This window comes from Agrobacterium sp. CG160-95, assembly GCF_053521725.1.
The window spans coordinates 222,564-238,342 of record NZ_JBNWDU010000002.1; the positions used below are offsets into that span (position 1 = coordinate 222,564).

Sequence of the window (15,779 nt, forward strand, 5' to 3'; positions counted from 1 at the left end):
TCCCCTTTTTTGATTTTGTGCGGGAACAATGCGGTACGCGGTTTAAGCAGAGGTAAATGCTGCACTGCAAATTTGATCAATGTTGTCGTTTTGTTCACTTATCGCTGGCAGGGTCGCAGCCGAAAAGATAGGGTGGCTTATGCAAAAGACGATTCGAATCATCGGTATCGACCCCGGGTTGCGGCGCACCGGATGGGGTGTCATCGAAACCTTCGGCAACAGCCTTCGGTTTGTCGCTTCCGGCACGGTGACATCGGATGGTGATATGGATCTCGCCTCCCGCCTGTGCCAGCTGCATGATGGGCTGGCGGATACTGTTCACAGCTATCAACCCGATGAGGCGGCGGTGGAGCAGACGTTCGTAAACAAGGATGCTGTCGCCACGCTGAAGCTCGGTCAGGCGCGCGGCATTGCCATGCTGGTTCCGGCGCGGGCAGGGTTGCCTGTTTTCGAGTATGCGCCGAACGCGGTCAAAAAAGCCGTCATAGGTGTTGGGCACGGCGAAAAGCAGCAAATCCACATGATGCTGAAAATCCTGATGCCGAAAGCAGAATTCAAGGGTAACGATGCGGCGGACGCCTTGGCGATCGCAATCTGCCACGCCCATAATCGCGGCGGCGACAGGATGGCGCGGCTATTGGCAGCCGGTTGAATATTGAAGTCTCATTGCAGCGGGCGGCATCATGATCGGAAAACTTAAAGGCACCATCGAGGAAATCGGCACGGATTACGTGCTGGTGGATGTGCACGGCGTTTGTTACGTCGCCTATTGCTCGGCGCGCACACTCTCAAAAATAGGTTCCGCTGGTGAAGCGGTCGTCCTCTTCATCGAAACCTATGTGCGCGAAGACCAGTTGAGGCTGTTCGGCTTTTTGTCGGCACTTGAGCGGGAATGGTTCAATCTGCTGCAGAGCGTGCAGGGGGTCGGTTCGAAAGTGGCGCTGGCCGTCTTGTCTACCCTGTCGCCTTCTGAACTCGCCAATGCGATAGCGCTGCAGGACAAGGTGATGATTTCACGTGCGCCGGGCGTAGGGCCGAAGGTGGCGGTGCGCCTCGTTACCGAGCTTCGCAACAAGGCGCCTGCCTTTGCAGGAGAAGCTTCGGCTTCCATCGGACTCAAGCAGGAACTTGGCGAGGGTGTGGCCTCCGCGCCGGTGGCGGATGCCGTGTCGGCGCTCACCAATCTCGGCTATTCACGCGATCAGGCCGCAAATGCCGTTGCGGCCGCGCTGAAGAACGGCGGGGAGGGCGGCGACAGTGCCAAACTCATCCGGCTCGGCCTGCGCGAACTTTCACGCTAAGCTGCGCGCAGCAAGCGAACGAAGCCGGGTGCGATGCTGAATTTCGTGAAGCGCCTTCGTGCGACAGTCGTGATATAGCGGCGAAGACCATCTCTTGAATTGGTTTAGAACAATGGAATGCCCTCTATGAGCGATGCGGACAGACTGATTTCGGCGGACAAGCGCGGTGAAGATATCGACACCACAATGCGCCCGCAGTCGCTGGACGATTTTACCGGCCAGGCCGAGGCTCGCGCCAATCTCAAGGTGTTTATCGAGGCGGCAAAGAACCGTGGCGAGGCGCTGGACCATGTGTTGTTCGTCGGGCCTCCCGGTCTCGGCAAAACCACGCTGGCGCAGATCATGGCAAAGGAGCTTGGCGTCAACTTCAAGTCCACCTCCGGACCAGTGATCGCCAAGGCTGGCGACCTTGCCGCACTTTTGACCAATCTCGAGGAGCGCGATGTGCTCTTCATCGATGAAATCCATCGTCTCAACCCGGCAGTCGAGGAAATTCTCTATCCGGCAATGGAGGATTTCCAGCTCGACCTCATCATCGGTGAGGGGCCTGCGGCCCGCTCGGTGAAGATCGATCTTTCCAAGTTCACCCTCGTTGCCGCGACCACGCGTCTTGGTTTGTTGACAACGCCGCTGCGCGACCGCTTCGGCATTCCTGTCCGTCTGGCCTTCTACACTGTCGATGAGCTGGAGCTGATCGTTCGGCGCGGCGCGCGGCTGATGGGTCTGAACATGACCGACGATGGCGCACGCGAGATAGCAAGGCGTGCACGCGGCACGCCGCGCATCGCCGGACGGCTCTTGCGCCGGGTTCGCGATTTCGCTGAGGTGGCACGGGCGGAAGCCGTCACCCGTGAGATTGCCGACGAAGCGCTGACGCGGTTGCTTGTCGACAAAATGGGTCTCGATCAGCTGGACATGCGCTATCTGACCATGATCGCGGTCAATTTCGGCGGCGGCCCTGTTGGTATCGAGACCATCGCCGCTGGCTTGTCGGAGCCGCGTGATGCGATCGAAGACATCATAGAACCCTACATGATCCAGCAGGGTTTCATCCAGCGCACGCCGCGCGGCCGCGTTCTGACCGGCACTGCCTGGAAACATCTGGGCATGCAGCCGCCTAAAGATCTCGAGGCGGCGCAATTCCGGCTGACGCTGGAAGAGGATTGAGGGAACAAGCCCGGCGCTTTCGCATTTGATTTTCTTTGGTCAGGAAATGATGATGTCTGGATATCGCAAGGGTACGAAGGTTCGCTGGAAATGGGGCAACGGAACCGGCGAAGGAAAAATCGTCGAGACGTTTACTGATGATGTCGAAAAAACGATTTCCGGTTCCACGATAAAGCGCAAGGCCAGCAAGGACGAACCCGCTTATCTTATCGAGCAGGAAGATGGGGCGAAGGTTCTGAAGAGCAAGTCCGAGCTTGAACACGTCGATTGAAAAGCGCCGTTATCAGGCGCCATGAGAAGGGACGTCGATGGCATACGATCCGATGCGGGTTTTCCGCAAACTCGCGCGCAACAACCGGCTGGCTAATTTAAGGCTGCATCAGGCTTGTCTTCAGCTGTTGCAGGAGGAATTCGTGGCCGCTCGCGTCAGCTTCTTTCCAACCCTTCGGGCGACCCTGAACCACATCTACACCGTTGACCTGTTTTATATCGACGCGATTAAGGGCGGGGCGCTCGGCCTTGCCGCTTTTGAAGAGGAAGAGCCTTTCGCCACCATGGCGGAGCTGCATGCTGCCCAAGCGAAACTGGACGAAGAACTGATCGATTTTGTCGACATGCTGGATGAGGACGGCCTCGCTGCCATCGTCAATATTCATCGTGGAACACGCATCCAGCAGGATCGCTGCGATGATGTGTTGTCCCATCTCTTCCAGCATCAGACGCATCATCGCGGGCAGGTGCATGCCATGTTGTCCGGCACTATGATCAAGCCGCCACAACTGGATGAATTCATTGTGGGAGACGACGCAAAGGCGAGAAAAGCCGAGATGGATGCGTTAGGGTGGACGGAAACCGATTTGATGTTTCCAGCCAGCAGGTTCAGATAATGACGCAAGACACCACGGTGCAGGACACCCGTATCCGCATGAAATTCAAGCCGAAACGCATTTTCCAGATGCGCGTTGCGGGGCTGGCGTTTCGGGATGGCCACGTGTTGGTGCACCGCGCGTCCCATGAGAAATTCTGGACCTTTCCGGGTGGCCGCGCCGAAATGGGCGAGCGTTCCGAAGAAACGCTGGCGCGCGAAATGGTCGAGGAACTTGGCGTCGAGGCGAAGGTCGGGCGGCTTTTATGGGCGGTCGAGAATTTTTTCCATTATGAGGGTAAGGAGTGGCACGAACTCGGTTTCTATTACCTGATGGATTTGCCGGAGACCCTTGCCTTTCACCCGACGGATATCATTCACCGCGTTCAGGATGGCGATAACGAGCTCGAGTTTCGCTGGGTCGCTGCGACCCGTGATGCATTGACCGAACTCGATATTCCGCCCTATTTCATCGCGGATGAAATAGAACACCTGCCTGAGACCACAAGACACCTTGTCTGGTATGACGGCGACCTGGACGCCAAATGACTTCTGCCCCTGAGCGCCATATGATCCGGCTGGACCGCAAGCCGCAGCTGTTCAGCATGCGTGTGGCGGCGTTGATTTTCCAAGACAACTATCTTCTCGTCCAGCGTGGCGCCAAGGATAGCTATTGGGCCCTTCCGGGCGGGCGGGCGGAAATCGGTGAAAGCTCCGAGCAGACCATCATCCGCGAGATCGGCGAGGAGCTTGACCGGGATTGCGCCGTCGAGCGTCTTCTCTGGTCGGCGGAGAATTTTTTCGCCTATGATGATTATGCCGCGCATGAACTGGCATTTTATTATCTGGTTTCGCTGCGCCAGCCTTTGCCGTTCCATGAAAGCGATATAGTGCATCGCGTGCTGGATGGCGTCGAGGTGGAGTTCCGCTGGCTGCCCGCGCAGCCTTCCGCGCTGCTGGAACACGATCTCAGACCCCGTTTCATTGCTGAGCGCATCGAGATGCTGCCTCAGCGCCACGAGCATCTTATCGTCCGCGAAGGTCGTTCAGGTGCGGCCGAACTTTCCAAGGAGATATCATGAGCGAGCTTGTGGTTTCGCTTTCCGGCGAACTCATCGAACATGGGCACCGCCTGACCCAGCGGGTCTATTATGAGGACACGGATTTTTCCGGCCTCGTTTATCACGCGCGCTATCTGCATTTTCTCGAGCGCGGTCGAACCGACTACCTGCGTTGCCTCGGCTGCGAGCAAAGCGCACTCCTGACCGCCGACGAGGAGGGTCTCGTTTTCGTCGTCCATCGTATGGAGATCGATTTCAAGAGCCCGGCCCGGATGGATGATGTGTTGACGATCACCACCCTTACCGAAAAGGCCGGGGGCGCAAAAATGGTGCTCAATCAGGAAATCCGGCGCGGCGAAACGCTCCTTGTTGCCGCCAAGGTCATCATCGCCGTCATCAATGCCAATGGCCGGCCAAGGCGCCTTCCGGAGACGGTGGCCGAAAAATTCCTGAAGTAAGTTCGGGGCTGGTCCAGTAAATCCATCAGACGTGGCGCGGTTGTAACACTCCTTTAACCATAATGGTGTCTTACTTTAGCAACTGGCATTTGTGCGGCGCACGCCTTCCTTTCACCAAATTTATTGGCAAGTAAGGCTTACTGGCAAGTATCGGGGTATGGCAAAGGGGTTTGCGGCTGTTGCTGCATAGCTTCGAGCGTTAACACGCGTTTGAATCGCCCGGTCCCGTACCGGGCGTTTGGATTCGGGGATTGGATATTTATGGAACAGGCAGGTTTGGCAGCGGCGACGCACGATGTAAGTCTCTGGGCGCTGTTTATGCAGGCGGGCCTCATCGTGAAGTTCGTGATGATTGGACTTATCGCCGCCTCGGTCTGGACGTGGGCGATCGTCTTCGACAAATACGTAAGCTTCGGCAAGGCAAAGCGCCAGTTCGACCAGTTCGAACAGGTCTTCTGGTCTGGCCAGTCGCTCGAAGAGCTTTACCGCACTCTGGCAGAACGCCAGAATGTTGGTCTCGCGGCAATTTTCGTTTCCGCCATGCGGGAGTGGAAGAAATCATTTGAACGCGGCGCCCGTTCACCCATCGGTCTGCAAATGCGTATCGACCGGGCAATGGACGTGACGATTGCTCGTGAAGGCGAACAATACGAGGCCCGCCTCGGTTCGTTGGCGACGATCGGTTCTGCCGGTCCGTTCATCGGCCTCTTCGGTACGGTCGTTGGTATCATGACCTCGTTCCAGGCGATTGCCGGTTCGAAGTCCACCAACCTTGCGGTCGTGGCGCCGGGTATCGCCGAAGCGCTTCTGGCAACGGCCATCGGTCTTGTCGCGGCTATTCCGGCGGTTATCGCCTACAACAAGTTCACGGCTGACGCGCACAAGCTTTCCGCTCGTATGGAAGGTTTCGCCGACGAGTTCTCCGCGATCTTGTCGCGCCAGATCGATGAAAAACTTCAGACGCGGCAGGCAGCCCAATAAGCGCGCCGCGCAGTAATTTGCCGCAAGGCAAAATGGAGTAGATGTTATGGGTATGTCAGCAGGTGGCAGCAGCGGCGGTTCCGGTGGACGCCGTGGGCGCGGCGGACGTCGCAGGGGCGGCGCGATCAGCGAAATCAACGTGACGCCACTGGTTGACGTCATGCTTGTGCTTCTCATCATTTTCATGGTGGCCGCACCGATGATGACGGTCGGCGTTCCGATCGACCTGCCGCAGACATCTGCCAACGCGCTGAATTCGGATACGCAGCCGATCACGATTTCCGTCAATGCCAATGGCCAGATCCATTTGCAGGAAACGGAAATCCAGGCGGCCGAGGTGGCCGACAAGCTGCAGGCAATCGCCACGACAGGTTATAACGAACGCATCTTCGTGCGCGCGGATTCCGTTGCCGCCTACGGCGTCGTCGCCGACGTGATGGCGCGTATCCAGGCAGCGGGCTTCAAGAATATCGGCCTTGTGACCCAGCAGAAACAGGATAATTGACGTCAGCGATGAAGGGCAGCCTTACCACATCCGCGATCGTGCACGTATCGCTTCTGGCTTTCGCCCTCGTTTCCCTGGGCTCGCCGGAGCCTCTTGACGTGTCGCAGGCTGAGGCACTGCCTGTGGAGCTGGTGCCAATCGAGGAATTGAGCCAGATCCAGCAAGGCGACAAGAACGCGCCGAAGGCGGAAAAGTCGGCCCCGGTTCCGACTACACGTCCGGATATCGTTCCGAACGCTCAGAATGTCGGCAACAACGTGGCCGATATAGAAGCGCCGCCGACGCCTACTACAAAGCCGAACGACAATATCAGTGCGGCCGCTCCGCCAAAGCAGGAAAAGCCGCAGCCGGTTGTCGACACCAAGGCGAATGAGGTGAAGGAAATCGTCAAGGAAGAGACCTCGGCTCCGAAGCCGCAGGAAATGGCCGCCTTGCCGCAGACCAAGCCCGAGATCGCGCCGCAACCGAAGACGGAGCCGCCGCCGCAGGAAACGAAAGCGGAAGAGCCGCCCCCGGTGCAACAGGAACCGGCCGAAATTCCCGTGCCGCCGAATGTGCCGCGCCCGAATTCCCGCCCGGAGCCGCCGAAGCCGGAAGTGCCGAAACAGGCTGAGACCAAACCTGCCGAGCAGAAGACCGCTGAGAAGCCTGCAGAGACCAAGCCCGATCAGGCAAAGTCCACGGACAAGCCTTCCGACAAGAAGCCGGGTGAGAAAAAGCAGGAAACGGCAAAATCCGCTTCGTCGAAGGAAAGCGATTTTAACGCTGACGATGTTGCCGCGCTTTTGAACAAGCAGGCGCCCTCCGGTGGTGGTGCAAAGCGCTCCACCCAGCAGGCATCGCTTGGCGGCAAAAAGACCACGGGCGGTTCGACGCTCAGCCAGACGGAAATGGATGCGCTGCGTGGCGCAATCCAGAAAAACTGGCAGATCATTCCCGGCATGGCGGATGCCTCGGACGTTCGCGTTCGGGTCACCATGAAGCTTGACCGTGATGGATCCATCATCGGCCGGCCCGAGATCGAAGCAACGGGTGGTTCCGAGGGAACGCGTCGCGCCCTTTCCGGTGGTGCGTATCGTGCCATCATGCGTTCTGCTCCGTTCACGAACCTTCCTGCCGACAAATATGATGCATGGAACGAAGTCGTAGTGAATTTCGATCCCAGTGAATTGCTATGAATGCTGAAAGGCCTGGCAACATGAAGATATTTTCGCCGATCCGGCTGGTGCTCGCTGTCGCGGCCCTTATGTCGGTTTTCTCCGCACCGGCTTTTGCGCGGGTGGAAATCAACATCAACAAGGGTAACGTCGAACCCTTGCCCATCGCCATCACCGACTTCATCTCGGGTGACGGCATCGGCGCGCAGGTATCGGCCGTAATTGCTGCCGATCTGCAGCGTTCCGGCCTGTTTGCGCCAGTCAACAAGAGTGCCTTCATCGAAAAAATCGCCAACCCGGATCAGCAGCCGCGTTTTGAGGACTGGAAGGTTATCAACGCGCAGGCACTCGTAACGGGCCGCGTGACGCGTGAAAGCGATGGCCGTCTGCGTGCGGAGTTCCGCCTTTGGGATACTTTCGCAGGCCAGCAGATGACCGGGCAGCAGTTCTTCACGCAGCCGGAAAACTGGCGCCGTGTCGCCCACATCATCGCGGACGCCATTTATGAGCGCGTCACCGGTGAAAAGGGTTACTTCGATACCCGCGTCGTTTTCGTCTCCGAAAGCGGCCCGAAGACAGCCCGCAAGCGTCAGCTGTCGATCATGGACCAGGACGGTTTCAACGTCCGTAACCTCACCAATTCGAACGACATCGTCCTGACGCCGCGTTTTTCGCCGAACCGTCAGGAAGTCACCTACATGTCGTTTGAAGGCCAGCAGCCGCGCGTTTACCTGCTGCAGCTGGAAACCGGACAGCGCGAAGTGGTCGGTAATTTCCCCGGCATGACATTCTCGCCGCGCTTCTCGCCGGATGGCCAGAAGGTCATCATGAGCCTTCAGCAGGATGGTAACGCCAATATCTACACCATGGACCTGCGCTCACGAACCACGACGCGCCTGACGAACACGTCCGCGATCGATACTGCACCGTCATTCTCCCCGGATGGGCAACGTGTTGCCTTTGAAAGCGACCGTGGCGGCCGTCAGCAAATTTACGTAATGAATGCCGATGGTTCAGGACAGCAGCGTATTTCGTTCGGCGACGGGTCGTATTCCACGCCGGTCTGGTCGCCACGCGGCGATCTGATCGCCTTCACAAAACAATCGGGCGGCAAGTTCTCGATTGGCGTGATGAAAACCGACGGTTCGGGTGAGCGCATTCTGACCAGCGGCTTTCATAATGAAGGCCCAACATGGGCGCCGAACGGCCGTGTGCTGATGTTCTTCCGCCAGAACGCTGGTGCTGGCGGTCCGCAGCTCTATTCGATCGACTTGACCGGCTACAACGAACAGCTGATCAAGACTCCCACCTTCGCTTCAGACCCGGCCTGGTCGCCGCTTCTGGACTGATATTGACTGCCATGACGGCGCCGGCCCAACCGGCGCCGTCATGTTTTTACATATGCCGTACGGGAAACTGCCTCTTTCTTGCCGCAAAGTGTTGTGAGGGAGCAAAAAAGTGGGACGTTTCCTTTCTGTTAACCATAAGCGTTTGTCGGCTATTAACCTCGATCCGTTAGTGTCTGGCAACGTTATTGCAATCCCAAGGAGAGACCGGCGATGAGCCGTACACACACTTCGGCACTCAGCCCGATGCAGAAACTGGCCCGTAATCCGGCTGTTATCGCCATGACGCTCGCTCTTGCTCTCGCAGGCTGCGCGAACAAGAAGAACATGCCGAATAGCGCCGGTGAGCTCGGTCTCGGCGGTGCGGGTTCTGCGACGCCCGGCTCCCAGCAGGACTTCACGGTTAATGTTGGCGACCGCATCTTCTTTGATACGGACTCGACGTCCATCCGTGCAGACGCGCAGCAGACGCTTCAGCGCCAGGCACAGTGGCTTGCCCGTTACCCGAAATACGCCATCACCGTCGAAGGCCATGCCGACGAGCGCGGTACGCGTGAATACAACCTGGCGCTCGGCGCCCGTCGTGCCGCTGCAACCCGTGACTTCCTGGCGTCCCAGGGCGTTCCGGCGAGCCGCATGAAGACGATCTCCTACGGCAAGGAAAAGCCGGTCGCCGTTTGCGATGACATTTCCTGCTGGTCGCAGAACCGCCGCGCTGTGACGGTTCTCGGTGGCGCAGGCATGTAATCGCCTGACGCTTTTGTGATCTCGAATGGAAGGCGGTCTATGGGCCGCCTTTCGTTTTTTTCATAGTTTGGCCGAAGTTAAGTTGCTTTTTCGGTTGATATGGAAAAAATCCGGCTTGCGCCATTCCGGTGCAAATCATTTAAGGCAGGGCAAATGAGATGAAGAAACTTGTCGTGGCGGGAATGCTGGGGCTTGCAGCCTGCACCGGCTTGAGCGGCACAGCCGTTTCGGGTCCGCTGTTCGGTGCGGGGGGTAGCTTCGGCACGATCAACTCTCAGCAGGTCCCAATTGTGCGGGTTCAGGCCAATGAAGCCTATAAGGTTCAGCAGCTTGAAGAACAGATCCGGCAGCTCAACGGCCGTATCGAAGAAATGAGCTTCCAGCTTTTGCAGATGCAGGAAACGATCCGCAAGGCGCAGGAAGACAATGAATTCCGTTTCCAGGAACTGGAAGGCGGCAAAGGCGCGAGTACCACCGCGCCGAAAAAGAAGGCGGAGGCCACTCCGGCCGCTCCGCCGAGCGACGACGTTGCAACGATCATCGAAACGCCACCTCAGGGTGGCGCTTCCGTTTCGCCGTCCGCTTCCGCGAACGCGCCGACGAGTGCACCGGGAGAGACGACGCTTGGCTCCATCGAGCTTGATTCCAAGGGCATGCCGATCGGTGGCTCATTGAACCAGGGTGCCAATAATTCTTCCGGTAGTCTTCCGGGCGTTACCACCGGCAACGGTTCGCGCAAGACCGATCCGGTCAACACCGCAGCACTCACCAGCGAGGGCGATATTTATCAGGCTGCTTACGGCCATGTTCTTTCCGGCGATTACAAGCTGGCGGAGCAGGGGTTCCAGCAATATCTCCAGGGTTACCCGAAGGGCACCAAGGCCGCCGATGCCAGCTTCTGGCTGGGCGAGGCACAATATTCGCAGGGCAAGTTCAACGAGGCCGCAAAGACTTTCCTGAACGGCCATCAGACCTATGGCAAGTCTCCGAAAGCACCGGAAATGCTGATGAAGCTCGGCATGTCGCTTGCAGCTCTGGACAACACCGAGACCGCCTGCGCCACGCTGCGCGAAGTGCCGAAGCGTTATCCCAGTGCTTCAAAGACTGTGCTGAACAAGGTTGCCAGCGAACAGAAGCGGCTGAGCTGCTGATCTTGCTCCTGCCATGGCGGCGGTCTTTCCATGCCGGTTGATGTCCGCATTTTGAACGAAAAGACGGTTGCGCCGCTCGCTGCGGCTAGGTCTTTCGTCGAAAATCTTCGCAAACCCGTCCATATTCTCATCGCAATCTCCGGCGGTAGCGATTCCACCGGTCTGTTGCTGGCACTGCATGAGGCGAAGGCGGAGGCAGACCCCGACCGGGTGCGGCTTTCCGCCGTCACGGTTGACCATGCCCTAAGGGCGGAATCCGCTGATGAGGCTCACAAGGTCTCCTTGCTCTGCGCGGAACTCGGCATCCCGCATACCGTGCGCCGATGGGATGACCCCAAACCCGCTTCCGGCATTTCCGAAGCCTCTCGTCTTGCCCGATATACTCTGATCGCCGATGTTGCGAGCGACATTGGCGCTGATCTCGTCGTGACGGGGCATACTCTTGGCGACCAGCGGGAAACCGTGGCGATGCGTGCCGCCAGAAGCGGGAGCAGCGAAAATCTCGGCCTCGCCGGCATGGCGGATGCTGTATTATACGGTGGACGCCACTGGATCATGCGGCCGTTCCTGACCTGTGAAAGACAGGAAATCCGCGATTTCGTATCATCTCGCTCGCGTGGCTGGTTTGACGACCCGAGTAATGACAACGCGCGCTACGAGCGGGTTCGTGTGCGGCAGTCGCTTTCCGACTCTCCGCCGCCGTTTGATGCGCAGGCCGCCGTCAAACGACAGGCATATTCCGAGAAAACCGCCTTTTTCCTCCAACAAAACGTAGAAGTCTTTGACGCCACGCTCGCCAGATTGTCGGTTGAAGGCCTGATGCCCGATCTTCCCGAATTTCGGCACGGGCTAGCGGTGCTCATCGCTAATCTCGGTGGAAGGGCCTATTTCCCGGCGGCCAGCAGCATGGATCGGGTGTTGCAGTTTCTAAAAACCGGTGAGAACGGGCGGATAACGGTTGGCCGCGTTCTTCTCGATCGCCGAAAGGACGGGCTTTATCTTTTCCGCGAGCACCGGAATATGCCGGAACTGCAAGTCGAGGCTGGTGGGCAGGGCCTCTGGGACGATCGTTTCCTTGTGAAAAACACATCGGCTTTTCCGGTCAATATTGCGGCGGGCAGGACGGGTGGCATTGCGGATGCGGCAGCGCTTTTTCCAGCGGTGCCGCCAGGGATTGCAAAACAGGCGATGGCGATCCTGCCGCAAATTGCCACGTTGGTTCCCCCTCGAGCCTCTCCGGAAGGCGCCATGAGTATCGTGCCGAGGCTTGCCCCCTTCGATCTTTTTCTGCCGCGCTTCGACCTTGAGTTGGCGAATGCCATCGCGGTTTTATTCGGCCGTGCGGCCTATCCACAGCCGCCGGTTTAAATCCGGCCTCTTTTTCGTGAATTGCCTTGGAATAGTTTTTACACCAAAACGCATCAGATAACGCCCTTTGCCTTGGCAACGGCAGATGTCGTCCTTATGTTAGGGTCGAGTAATAGCGGGCAGCAAACATGTCCGTGTGAGTTCGGGGAGTTCGATGAACCCAAATTTCAGAAATTTCGCCTTGTGGGCCGTGATTGCCCTCTTGCTGATCGCTTTGTTCAGCATGTTCCAGACTTCGCCGACGCAAACGGGTTCGCGGGAAATTCCGTATTCCCAGTTTCTCCGCGATGTGGATTCCGGGCGAGTTCGCGACGTGACCGTCACCGGTAACCGGGTTCTCGGAACCTATACCGAAAACGGCACGGCCTTTCAGACCTATTCCCCAGTAATCGACGACAGCTTGATGGAGCGCTTGCAGAGCAAGAACGTCACCATCGTCGCGCGTCCCGAGAGCGACGGTTCTTCCGGTTTTTTGAGCTATCTCGGCACGCTTTTGCCGATGTTCCTCATCCTCGGCGTCTGGCTGTTCTTCATGCGGCAGATGCAGGGCGGTTCGCGCGGCGCGATGGGCTTTGGCAAGTCAAAGGCCAAGCTTTTGACGGAAGCGCACGGCCGCGTGACGTTTGACGACGTCGCAGGTGTGGACGAAGCCAAGCAGGACCTTGAGGAAATCGTGGAATTCCTGCGCGATCCGCAGAAGTTCCAGCGACTCGGCGGCAAGATCCCGCGCGGCGTGCTGCTGGTCGGCCCTCCAGGTACTGGTAAGACGCTACTGGCGCGCTCCGTCGCGGGTGAAGCTAATGTGCCGTTCTTCACCATTTCCGGTTCTGACTTCGTGGAAATGTTCGTCGGCGTCGGCGCAAGCCGCGTGCGTGACATGTTCGAGCAGGCCAAGAAGAATGCGCCGTGCATCATCTTCATCGACGAAATCGACGCTGTCGGTCGTCACCGCGGTGCGGGTCTCGGCGGTGGCAATGACGAACGCGAACAGACGCTGAACCAGCTGCTGGTCGAGATGGACGGCTTCGAGGCAAATGAAGGCATCATCCTCATCGCCGCCACCAACCGTCCGGACGTTCTCGATCCCGCACTTCTGCGTCCTGGCCGTTTCGACCGTCAGGTCGTCGTGCCGAACCCGGATATCGTCGGCCGTGAGCGCATCCTCAAGGTTCACGTTCGCAACGTGCCGCTGGCTCCGAATGTCGATCTCAAGGTTCTGGCACGTGGCACCCCCGGTTTCTCGGGCGCTGACTTGATGAACCTCGTCAACGAAGCCGCCCTGATGGCTGCTCGCCGTAACAAGCGCGTGGTTACCATGCAGGAGTTCGAGGACGCCAAGGACAAGATCATGATGGGTGCGGAACGCCGCTCCTCCGCCATGACCGAAGCGGAAAAGAAACTGACCGCTTACCATGAGGCGGGGCATGCGATTACCGCGCTGAAGGTTGCCTTGGCTGATCCGCTGCACAAGGCGACAATTATTCCGCGTGGCCGTGCACTCGGCATGGTCATGCAGTTGCCTGAAGGTGACCGCTACTCCATGAGTTACAAATGGATGGTGTCGCGTCTGGTGATCATGATGGGTGGCCGCGTTGCCGAGGAGTTGACCTTCGGCAAGGAAAACATCACCTCCGGCGCATCTTCGGATATCGAGCAGGCCACCAAGCTTGCCCGCGCCATGGTAACGCAATGGGGCTTCTCCGACGCTCTCGGCCAGGTCGCCTATGGTGAAAACCAGCAGGAGGTCTTCCTTGGCCATTCCGTCTCGCAGTCCAAGAATGTCTCCGAGGCAACGGCTCAGACGATCGACACCGAAGTCCGCCGTCTGATCGACGAGGCCTATACAGAGGCACGTCGTATCCTGACGGACAATCACGACGGGTTCGTTGCTATTGCCGAGGGTCTTCTGGAATACGAAACCCTCACGGGCGACGAGATTAAGGCTTTGCTGAGGGGCGAGAAGCCGGCACGCGATCTGGGTGACGATTCTCCTGGCAGCCGTGGCTCGGCTGTTCCGAAAGCAGGCACCAAGAAGGACGGCCCAAGCGAAGTCAAGGGTGACGGCGAAGCCAAGGGCGACGGCGAGGCTGAAGGCGGCATGGAGCCGCAGCCGCACTGATTGCCTGGCCAAGACGACTATTGAAAAAGGCCATCCGGTTTTCCGGGTGGCCTTTTCAGTTTGGTAACAAGATATAAGCCATTTTTGCGGTAATTTACGTGCTGTTTATCGTGGTTTGTGGCATTTAGCCAAAAACGCTTCCGGTAGTTTTATGCTATGCCGGAATGCCCGAAAGATTTGGAGTTCAAATGGCACGCCGTTATTTCGGAACCGATGGTATCCGCGGACAATCGAACGTCTTCCCCATGACGCCGGATCTGGCGATGCGTGTGGGCATTGCGGTCGGAACGATCTTCCGCCGGGGCCATCATCGCCATCGTGTCGTGATCGGCAAGGATACCCGGCTTTCGGGCTACATGCTGGAAAACGCGCTGGTCGCAGGTTTCACCGCGGCCGGCCTTGATGTCTTCCTGCTCGGGCCCATTCCAACCCCCGCTGTTGCCATGCTGACCCGCTCGCTGCGGGCCGATATCGGCGTAATGATCTCGGCGTCGCACAACCCATTTTCCGATAATGGAATCAAGCTTTTCGGACCCGACGGATACAAGCTTTCCGACGAGCTTGAGCTGGAAATCGAAGATCTTCTCGACAAGGATCTCTATGCCCAGCTCGCCAAGCCGAGCGAGATCGGACGCGCCAAGCGCGTGGATGGCGATATCTACCGCTATATCGAATTCGTCAAACGTACCCTGCCGCGTGATGTGACGCTGAGCGGGCTCAGGATTGCCATCGACTGTGCCAATGGCGCTGCCTACAAGGTGGCTCCCGCAGCACTCTGGGAACTGGGCGCCGAAGTCGTTACCATCGGCAACGAGCCGAACGGCATCAATATCAATCTCGAATGCGGCTCCACCCACCCGGAAGCCCTGCAGAAAAAGGTGCATGAGGTGCGGGCCGATATCGGCATCGCGCTCGATGGCGATGCGGACCGTGTCATCATCGTCGACGAACGCGGCGAGATCGTCGATGGCGACCAGCTAATGGCGGTGATTGCCGACAGCTGGGCTTCCGACAATACCCTGCGTGGTGGCGGCATCGTCGCAACCGTGATGTCCAATCTCGGTCTCGAGCGTTTCCTTGGCGACAAGGGTCTCACCCTTGCCCGCACCAAGGTGGGCGACCGTTATGTTGTCGAACATATGCGCAACCACAATTTCAATGTCGGCGGTGAGCAGTCCGGCCACATCGTCTTGTCGGATTATGGCACGACCGGCGATGGGCTGGTGGCAGCTTTGCAGGTTCTCGCCAAGGTCAAACGTTCGGGCCTTACCGTCAGCGAGGTTTGCCGCAAGTTCGAGCCGGTGCCGCAGCTTTTGAAGAACGTCCGTATTTCCGGCGGCAAGCCATTGGAAAATCCGATCGTGCAGCAGGCGATCGCCGATGCGGAAAGCGCATTGGCCAATAATGGCCGCCTCGTTATCCGCCCCTCCGGTACGGAGCCTTTGATCCGCGTCATGGCGGAGGGCGACGATAGTGCGAAGGTGGAGCAGATCGTCAACGATCTCGTCGGCGTCATCACCAATGCCCGCTCGGCTGCATAAATTGCGCCACCA

17 protein-coding genes are annotated in these 15,779 nt (G+C 58.3%); all 17 read left to right on the forward strand.

Annotation, left to right across the window (positions count from 1 at the left end):
• Nucleotides 1–139: 139 nt before the first annotated feature.
• The 17 genes from ruvC to glmM all read left to right on the forward strand — a co-directional run bounded on the left by ruvC (nucleotide 140) and on the right by glmM (nucleotide 15,767).
• Complete coding sequence (ruvC, locus tag ACQZ63_RS07695; protein WP_003511398.1) at nucleotides 140–652, forward strand: crossover junction endodeoxyribonuclease RuvC; 513 nt, start codon at nucleotides 140–142, stop codon at nucleotides 650–652.
• Nucleotides 653–683: 31 nt separating this feature from the next.
• Nucleotides 684–1,301 (forward strand): Holliday junction branch migration protein RuvA, encoded by a 618-nt coding sequence (gene ruvA, locus ACQZ63_RS07700; protein ID WP_003511397.1) that lies wholly within the window; start codon nucleotides 684–686, stop codon nucleotides 1,299–1,301.
• A gap of 126 nt (nucleotides 1,302–1,427) precedes the next feature.
• Nucleotides 1,428–2,468: a Holliday junction branch migration DNA helicase RuvB gene (ruvB, locus tag ACQZ63_RS07705; RefSeq protein ID WP_003511396.1), complete on the forward strand. Its 1,041-nt coding sequence runs from the start codon at nucleotides 1,428–1,430 to the stop codon at nucleotides 2,466–2,468.
• Between the two features lie 52 nt (nucleotides 2,469–2,520).
• On the forward strand, nucleotides 2,521–2,739 hold the full coding sequence (locus ACQZ63_RS07710) for a hypervirulence associated TUDOR domain-containing protein (protein ID WP_075807662.1): 219 nt from the start codon (nucleotides 2,521–2,523) through the stop codon (nucleotides 2,737–2,739).
• A 37-nt stretch (nucleotides 2,740–2,776) separates the two neighbouring features.
• Nucleotides 2,777–3,355 (forward strand): DinB family protein, encoded by a 579-nt coding sequence (locus tag ACQZ63_RS07715; protein ID WP_111801837.1) that lies wholly within the window; start codon nucleotides 2,777–2,779, stop codon nucleotides 3,353–3,355.
• A complete protein-coding gene (locus ACQZ63_RS07720) occupies nucleotides 3,355–3,882 on the forward strand; it encodes an NUDIX hydrolase (protein WP_003511393.1) in 528 nt (175 codons plus the stop codon). Before ACQZ63_RS07715 ends, ACQZ63_RS07720 begins: the two co-directional genes overlap by 1 nt.
• Nucleotides 3,879–4,415 carry an NUDIX hydrolase gene (locus ACQZ63_RS07725; RefSeq protein WP_111801836.1) on the forward strand — a complete coding sequence of 179 codons (537 nt, stop codon included), beginning with the start codon at nucleotides 3,879–3,881 and terminating at the stop codon, nucleotides 4,413–4,415. Before ACQZ63_RS07720 ends, ACQZ63_RS07725 begins: the two co-directional genes overlap by 4 nt.
• The gene (gene ybgC, locus ACQZ63_RS07730; RefSeq protein ID WP_003511391.1) at nucleotides 4,412–4,852 is read left to right on the forward strand and encodes a tol-pal system-associated acyl-CoA thioesterase; all 441 of its coding nucleotides are present in this window, start codon (nucleotides 4,412–4,414) and stop codon (nucleotides 4,850–4,852) included. The genes ACQZ63_RS07725 and ybgC overlap by 4 nt, the downstream gene beginning before the upstream one ends.
• Nucleotides 4,853–5,113: 261 nt before the next feature.
• Complete coding sequence (gene tolQ / locus ACQZ63_RS07735; protein ID WP_003511390.1) at nucleotides 5,114–5,833, forward strand: protein TolQ; 720 nt, start codon at nucleotides 5,114–5,116, stop codon at nucleotides 5,831–5,833.
• A gap of 46 nt (nucleotides 5,834–5,879) precedes the next feature.
• Nucleotides 5,880–6,338 (forward strand): protein TolR, encoded by a 459-nt coding sequence (gene tolR / locus ACQZ63_RS07740; protein WP_003511389.1) that lies wholly within the window; start codon nucleotides 5,880–5,882, stop codon nucleotides 6,336–6,338.
• Between the two features lie 8 nt (nucleotides 6,339–6,346).
• On the forward strand, nucleotides 6,347–7,516 hold the full coding sequence (locus ACQZ63_RS07745) for a hypothetical protein (RefSeq protein ID WP_111801835.1): 1,170 nt from the start codon (nucleotides 6,347–6,349) through the stop codon (nucleotides 7,514–7,516).
• 20 nt (nucleotides 7,517–7,536) lie between these two features.
• Entirely contained in the window at nucleotides 7,537–8,844 is a 1,308-nt protein-coding gene (tolB, locus tag ACQZ63_RS07750; RefSeq protein WP_003511387.1) for a Tol-Pal system beta propeller repeat protein TolB, read from the forward strand.
• A 210-nt stretch (nucleotides 8,845–9,054) separates the two neighbouring features.
• On the forward strand, nucleotides 9,055–9,588 hold the full coding sequence (pal, locus tag ACQZ63_RS07755; protein WP_003511386.1) for a peptidoglycan-associated lipoprotein Pal: 534 nt from the start codon (nucleotides 9,055–9,057) through the stop codon (nucleotides 9,586–9,588).
• Between the two features lie 158 nt (nucleotides 9,589–9,746).
• Entirely contained in the window at nucleotides 9,747–10,739 is a 993-nt protein-coding gene (gene ybgF / locus ACQZ63_RS07760; protein WP_019564898.1) for a tol-pal system protein YbgF, read from the forward strand.
• Nucleotides 10,740–10,769: 30 nt separating this feature from the next.
• A complete protein-coding gene (gene tilS / locus ACQZ63_RS07765; RefSeq protein ID WP_111801834.1) occupies nucleotides 10,770–12,107 on the forward strand; it encodes a tRNA lysidine(34) synthetase TilS in 1,338 nt (445 codons plus the stop codon).
• A 154-nt stretch (nucleotides 12,108–12,261) separates the two neighbouring features.
• Complete coding sequence (ftsH, locus tag ACQZ63_RS07770; RefSeq protein ID WP_013761814.1) at nucleotides 12,262–14,226, forward strand: ATP-dependent zinc metalloprotease FtsH; 1,965 nt, start codon at nucleotides 12,262–12,264, stop codon at nucleotides 14,224–14,226.
• A gap of 188 nt (nucleotides 14,227–14,414) precedes the next feature.
• The gene (gene glmM, locus ACQZ63_RS07775; protein WP_003511381.1) at nucleotides 14,415–15,767 is read left to right on the forward strand and encodes a phosphoglucosamine mutase; all 1,353 of its coding nucleotides are present in this window, start codon (nucleotides 14,415–14,417) and stop codon (nucleotides 15,765–15,767) included.
• Nucleotides 15,768–15,779: the final 12 nt, after the last annotated feature.

Excerpts from the sequence above, each read along its gene's own strand:
- ruvC (WP_003511398.1), top strand. The coding sequence starts at position 140 with ATGCAAAAGACGATTCGAATCATCGGTATCGACCCCGGGTTGCGGCGC.
- ruvA (WP_003511397.1), top strand. The coding sequence starts at position 684 with ATGATCGGAAAACTTAAAGGCACCATCGAGGAAATCGGCACGGATTAC.
- ruvB (WP_003511396.1), top strand. The coding sequence starts at position 1,428 with ATGAGCGATGCGGACAGACTGATTTCGGCGGACAAGCGCGGTGAAGAT.
- ACQZ63_RS07710 (WP_075807662.1), top strand. The coding sequence starts at position 2,521 with ATGTCTGGATATCGCAAGGGTACGAAGGTTCGCTGGAAATGGGGCAAC.
- ACQZ63_RS07715 (WP_111801837.1), top strand. The coding sequence starts at position 2,777 with ATGGCATACGATCCGATGCGGGTTTTCCGCAAACTCGCGCGCAACAAC.
- ACQZ63_RS07720 (WP_003511393.1), top strand. The coding sequence starts at position 3,355 with ATGACGCAAGACACCACGGTGCAGGACACCCGTATCCGCATGAAATTC.
- ACQZ63_RS07725 (WP_111801836.1), top strand. The coding sequence starts at position 3,879 with ATGACTTCTGCCCCTGAGCGCCATATGATCCGGCTGGACCGCAAGCCG.
- ybgC (WP_003511391.1), top strand. The coding sequence starts at position 4,412 with ATGAGCGAGCTTGTGGTTTCGCTTTCCGGCGAACTCATCGAACATGGG.
- tolQ (WP_003511390.1), top strand. The coding sequence starts at position 5,114 with ATGGAACAGGCAGGTTTGGCAGCGGCGACGCACGATGTAAGTCTCTGG.
- tolR (WP_003511389.1), top strand. The coding sequence starts at position 5,880 with ATGGGTATGTCAGCAGGTGGCAGCAGCGGCGGTTCCGGTGGACGCCGT.
- ACQZ63_RS07745 (WP_111801835.1), top strand. The coding sequence starts at position 6,347 with ATGAAGGGCAGCCTTACCACATCCGCGATCGTGCACGTATCGCTTCTG.
- tolB (WP_003511387.1), top strand. The coding sequence starts at position 7,537 with ATGAAGATATTTTCGCCGATCCGGCTGGTGCTCGCTGTCGCGGCCCTT.
- pal (WP_003511386.1), top strand. The coding sequence starts at position 9,055 with ATGAGCCGTACACACACTTCGGCACTCAGCCCGATGCAGAAACTGGCC.
- ybgF (WP_019564898.1), top strand. The coding sequence starts at position 9,747 with ATGAAGAAACTTGTCGTGGCGGGAATGCTGGGGCTTGCAGCCTGCACC.
- tilS (WP_111801834.1), top strand. The coding sequence starts at position 10,770 with ATGCCGGTTGATGTCCGCATTTTGAACGAAAAGACGGTTGCGCCGCTC.
- ftsH (WP_013761814.1), top strand. The coding sequence starts at position 12,262 with ATGAACCCAAATTTCAGAAATTTCGCCTTGTGGGCCGTGATTGCCCTC.
- glmM (WP_003511381.1), top strand. The coding sequence starts at position 14,415 with ATGGCACGCCGTTATTTCGGAACCGATGGTATCCGCGGACAATCGAAC.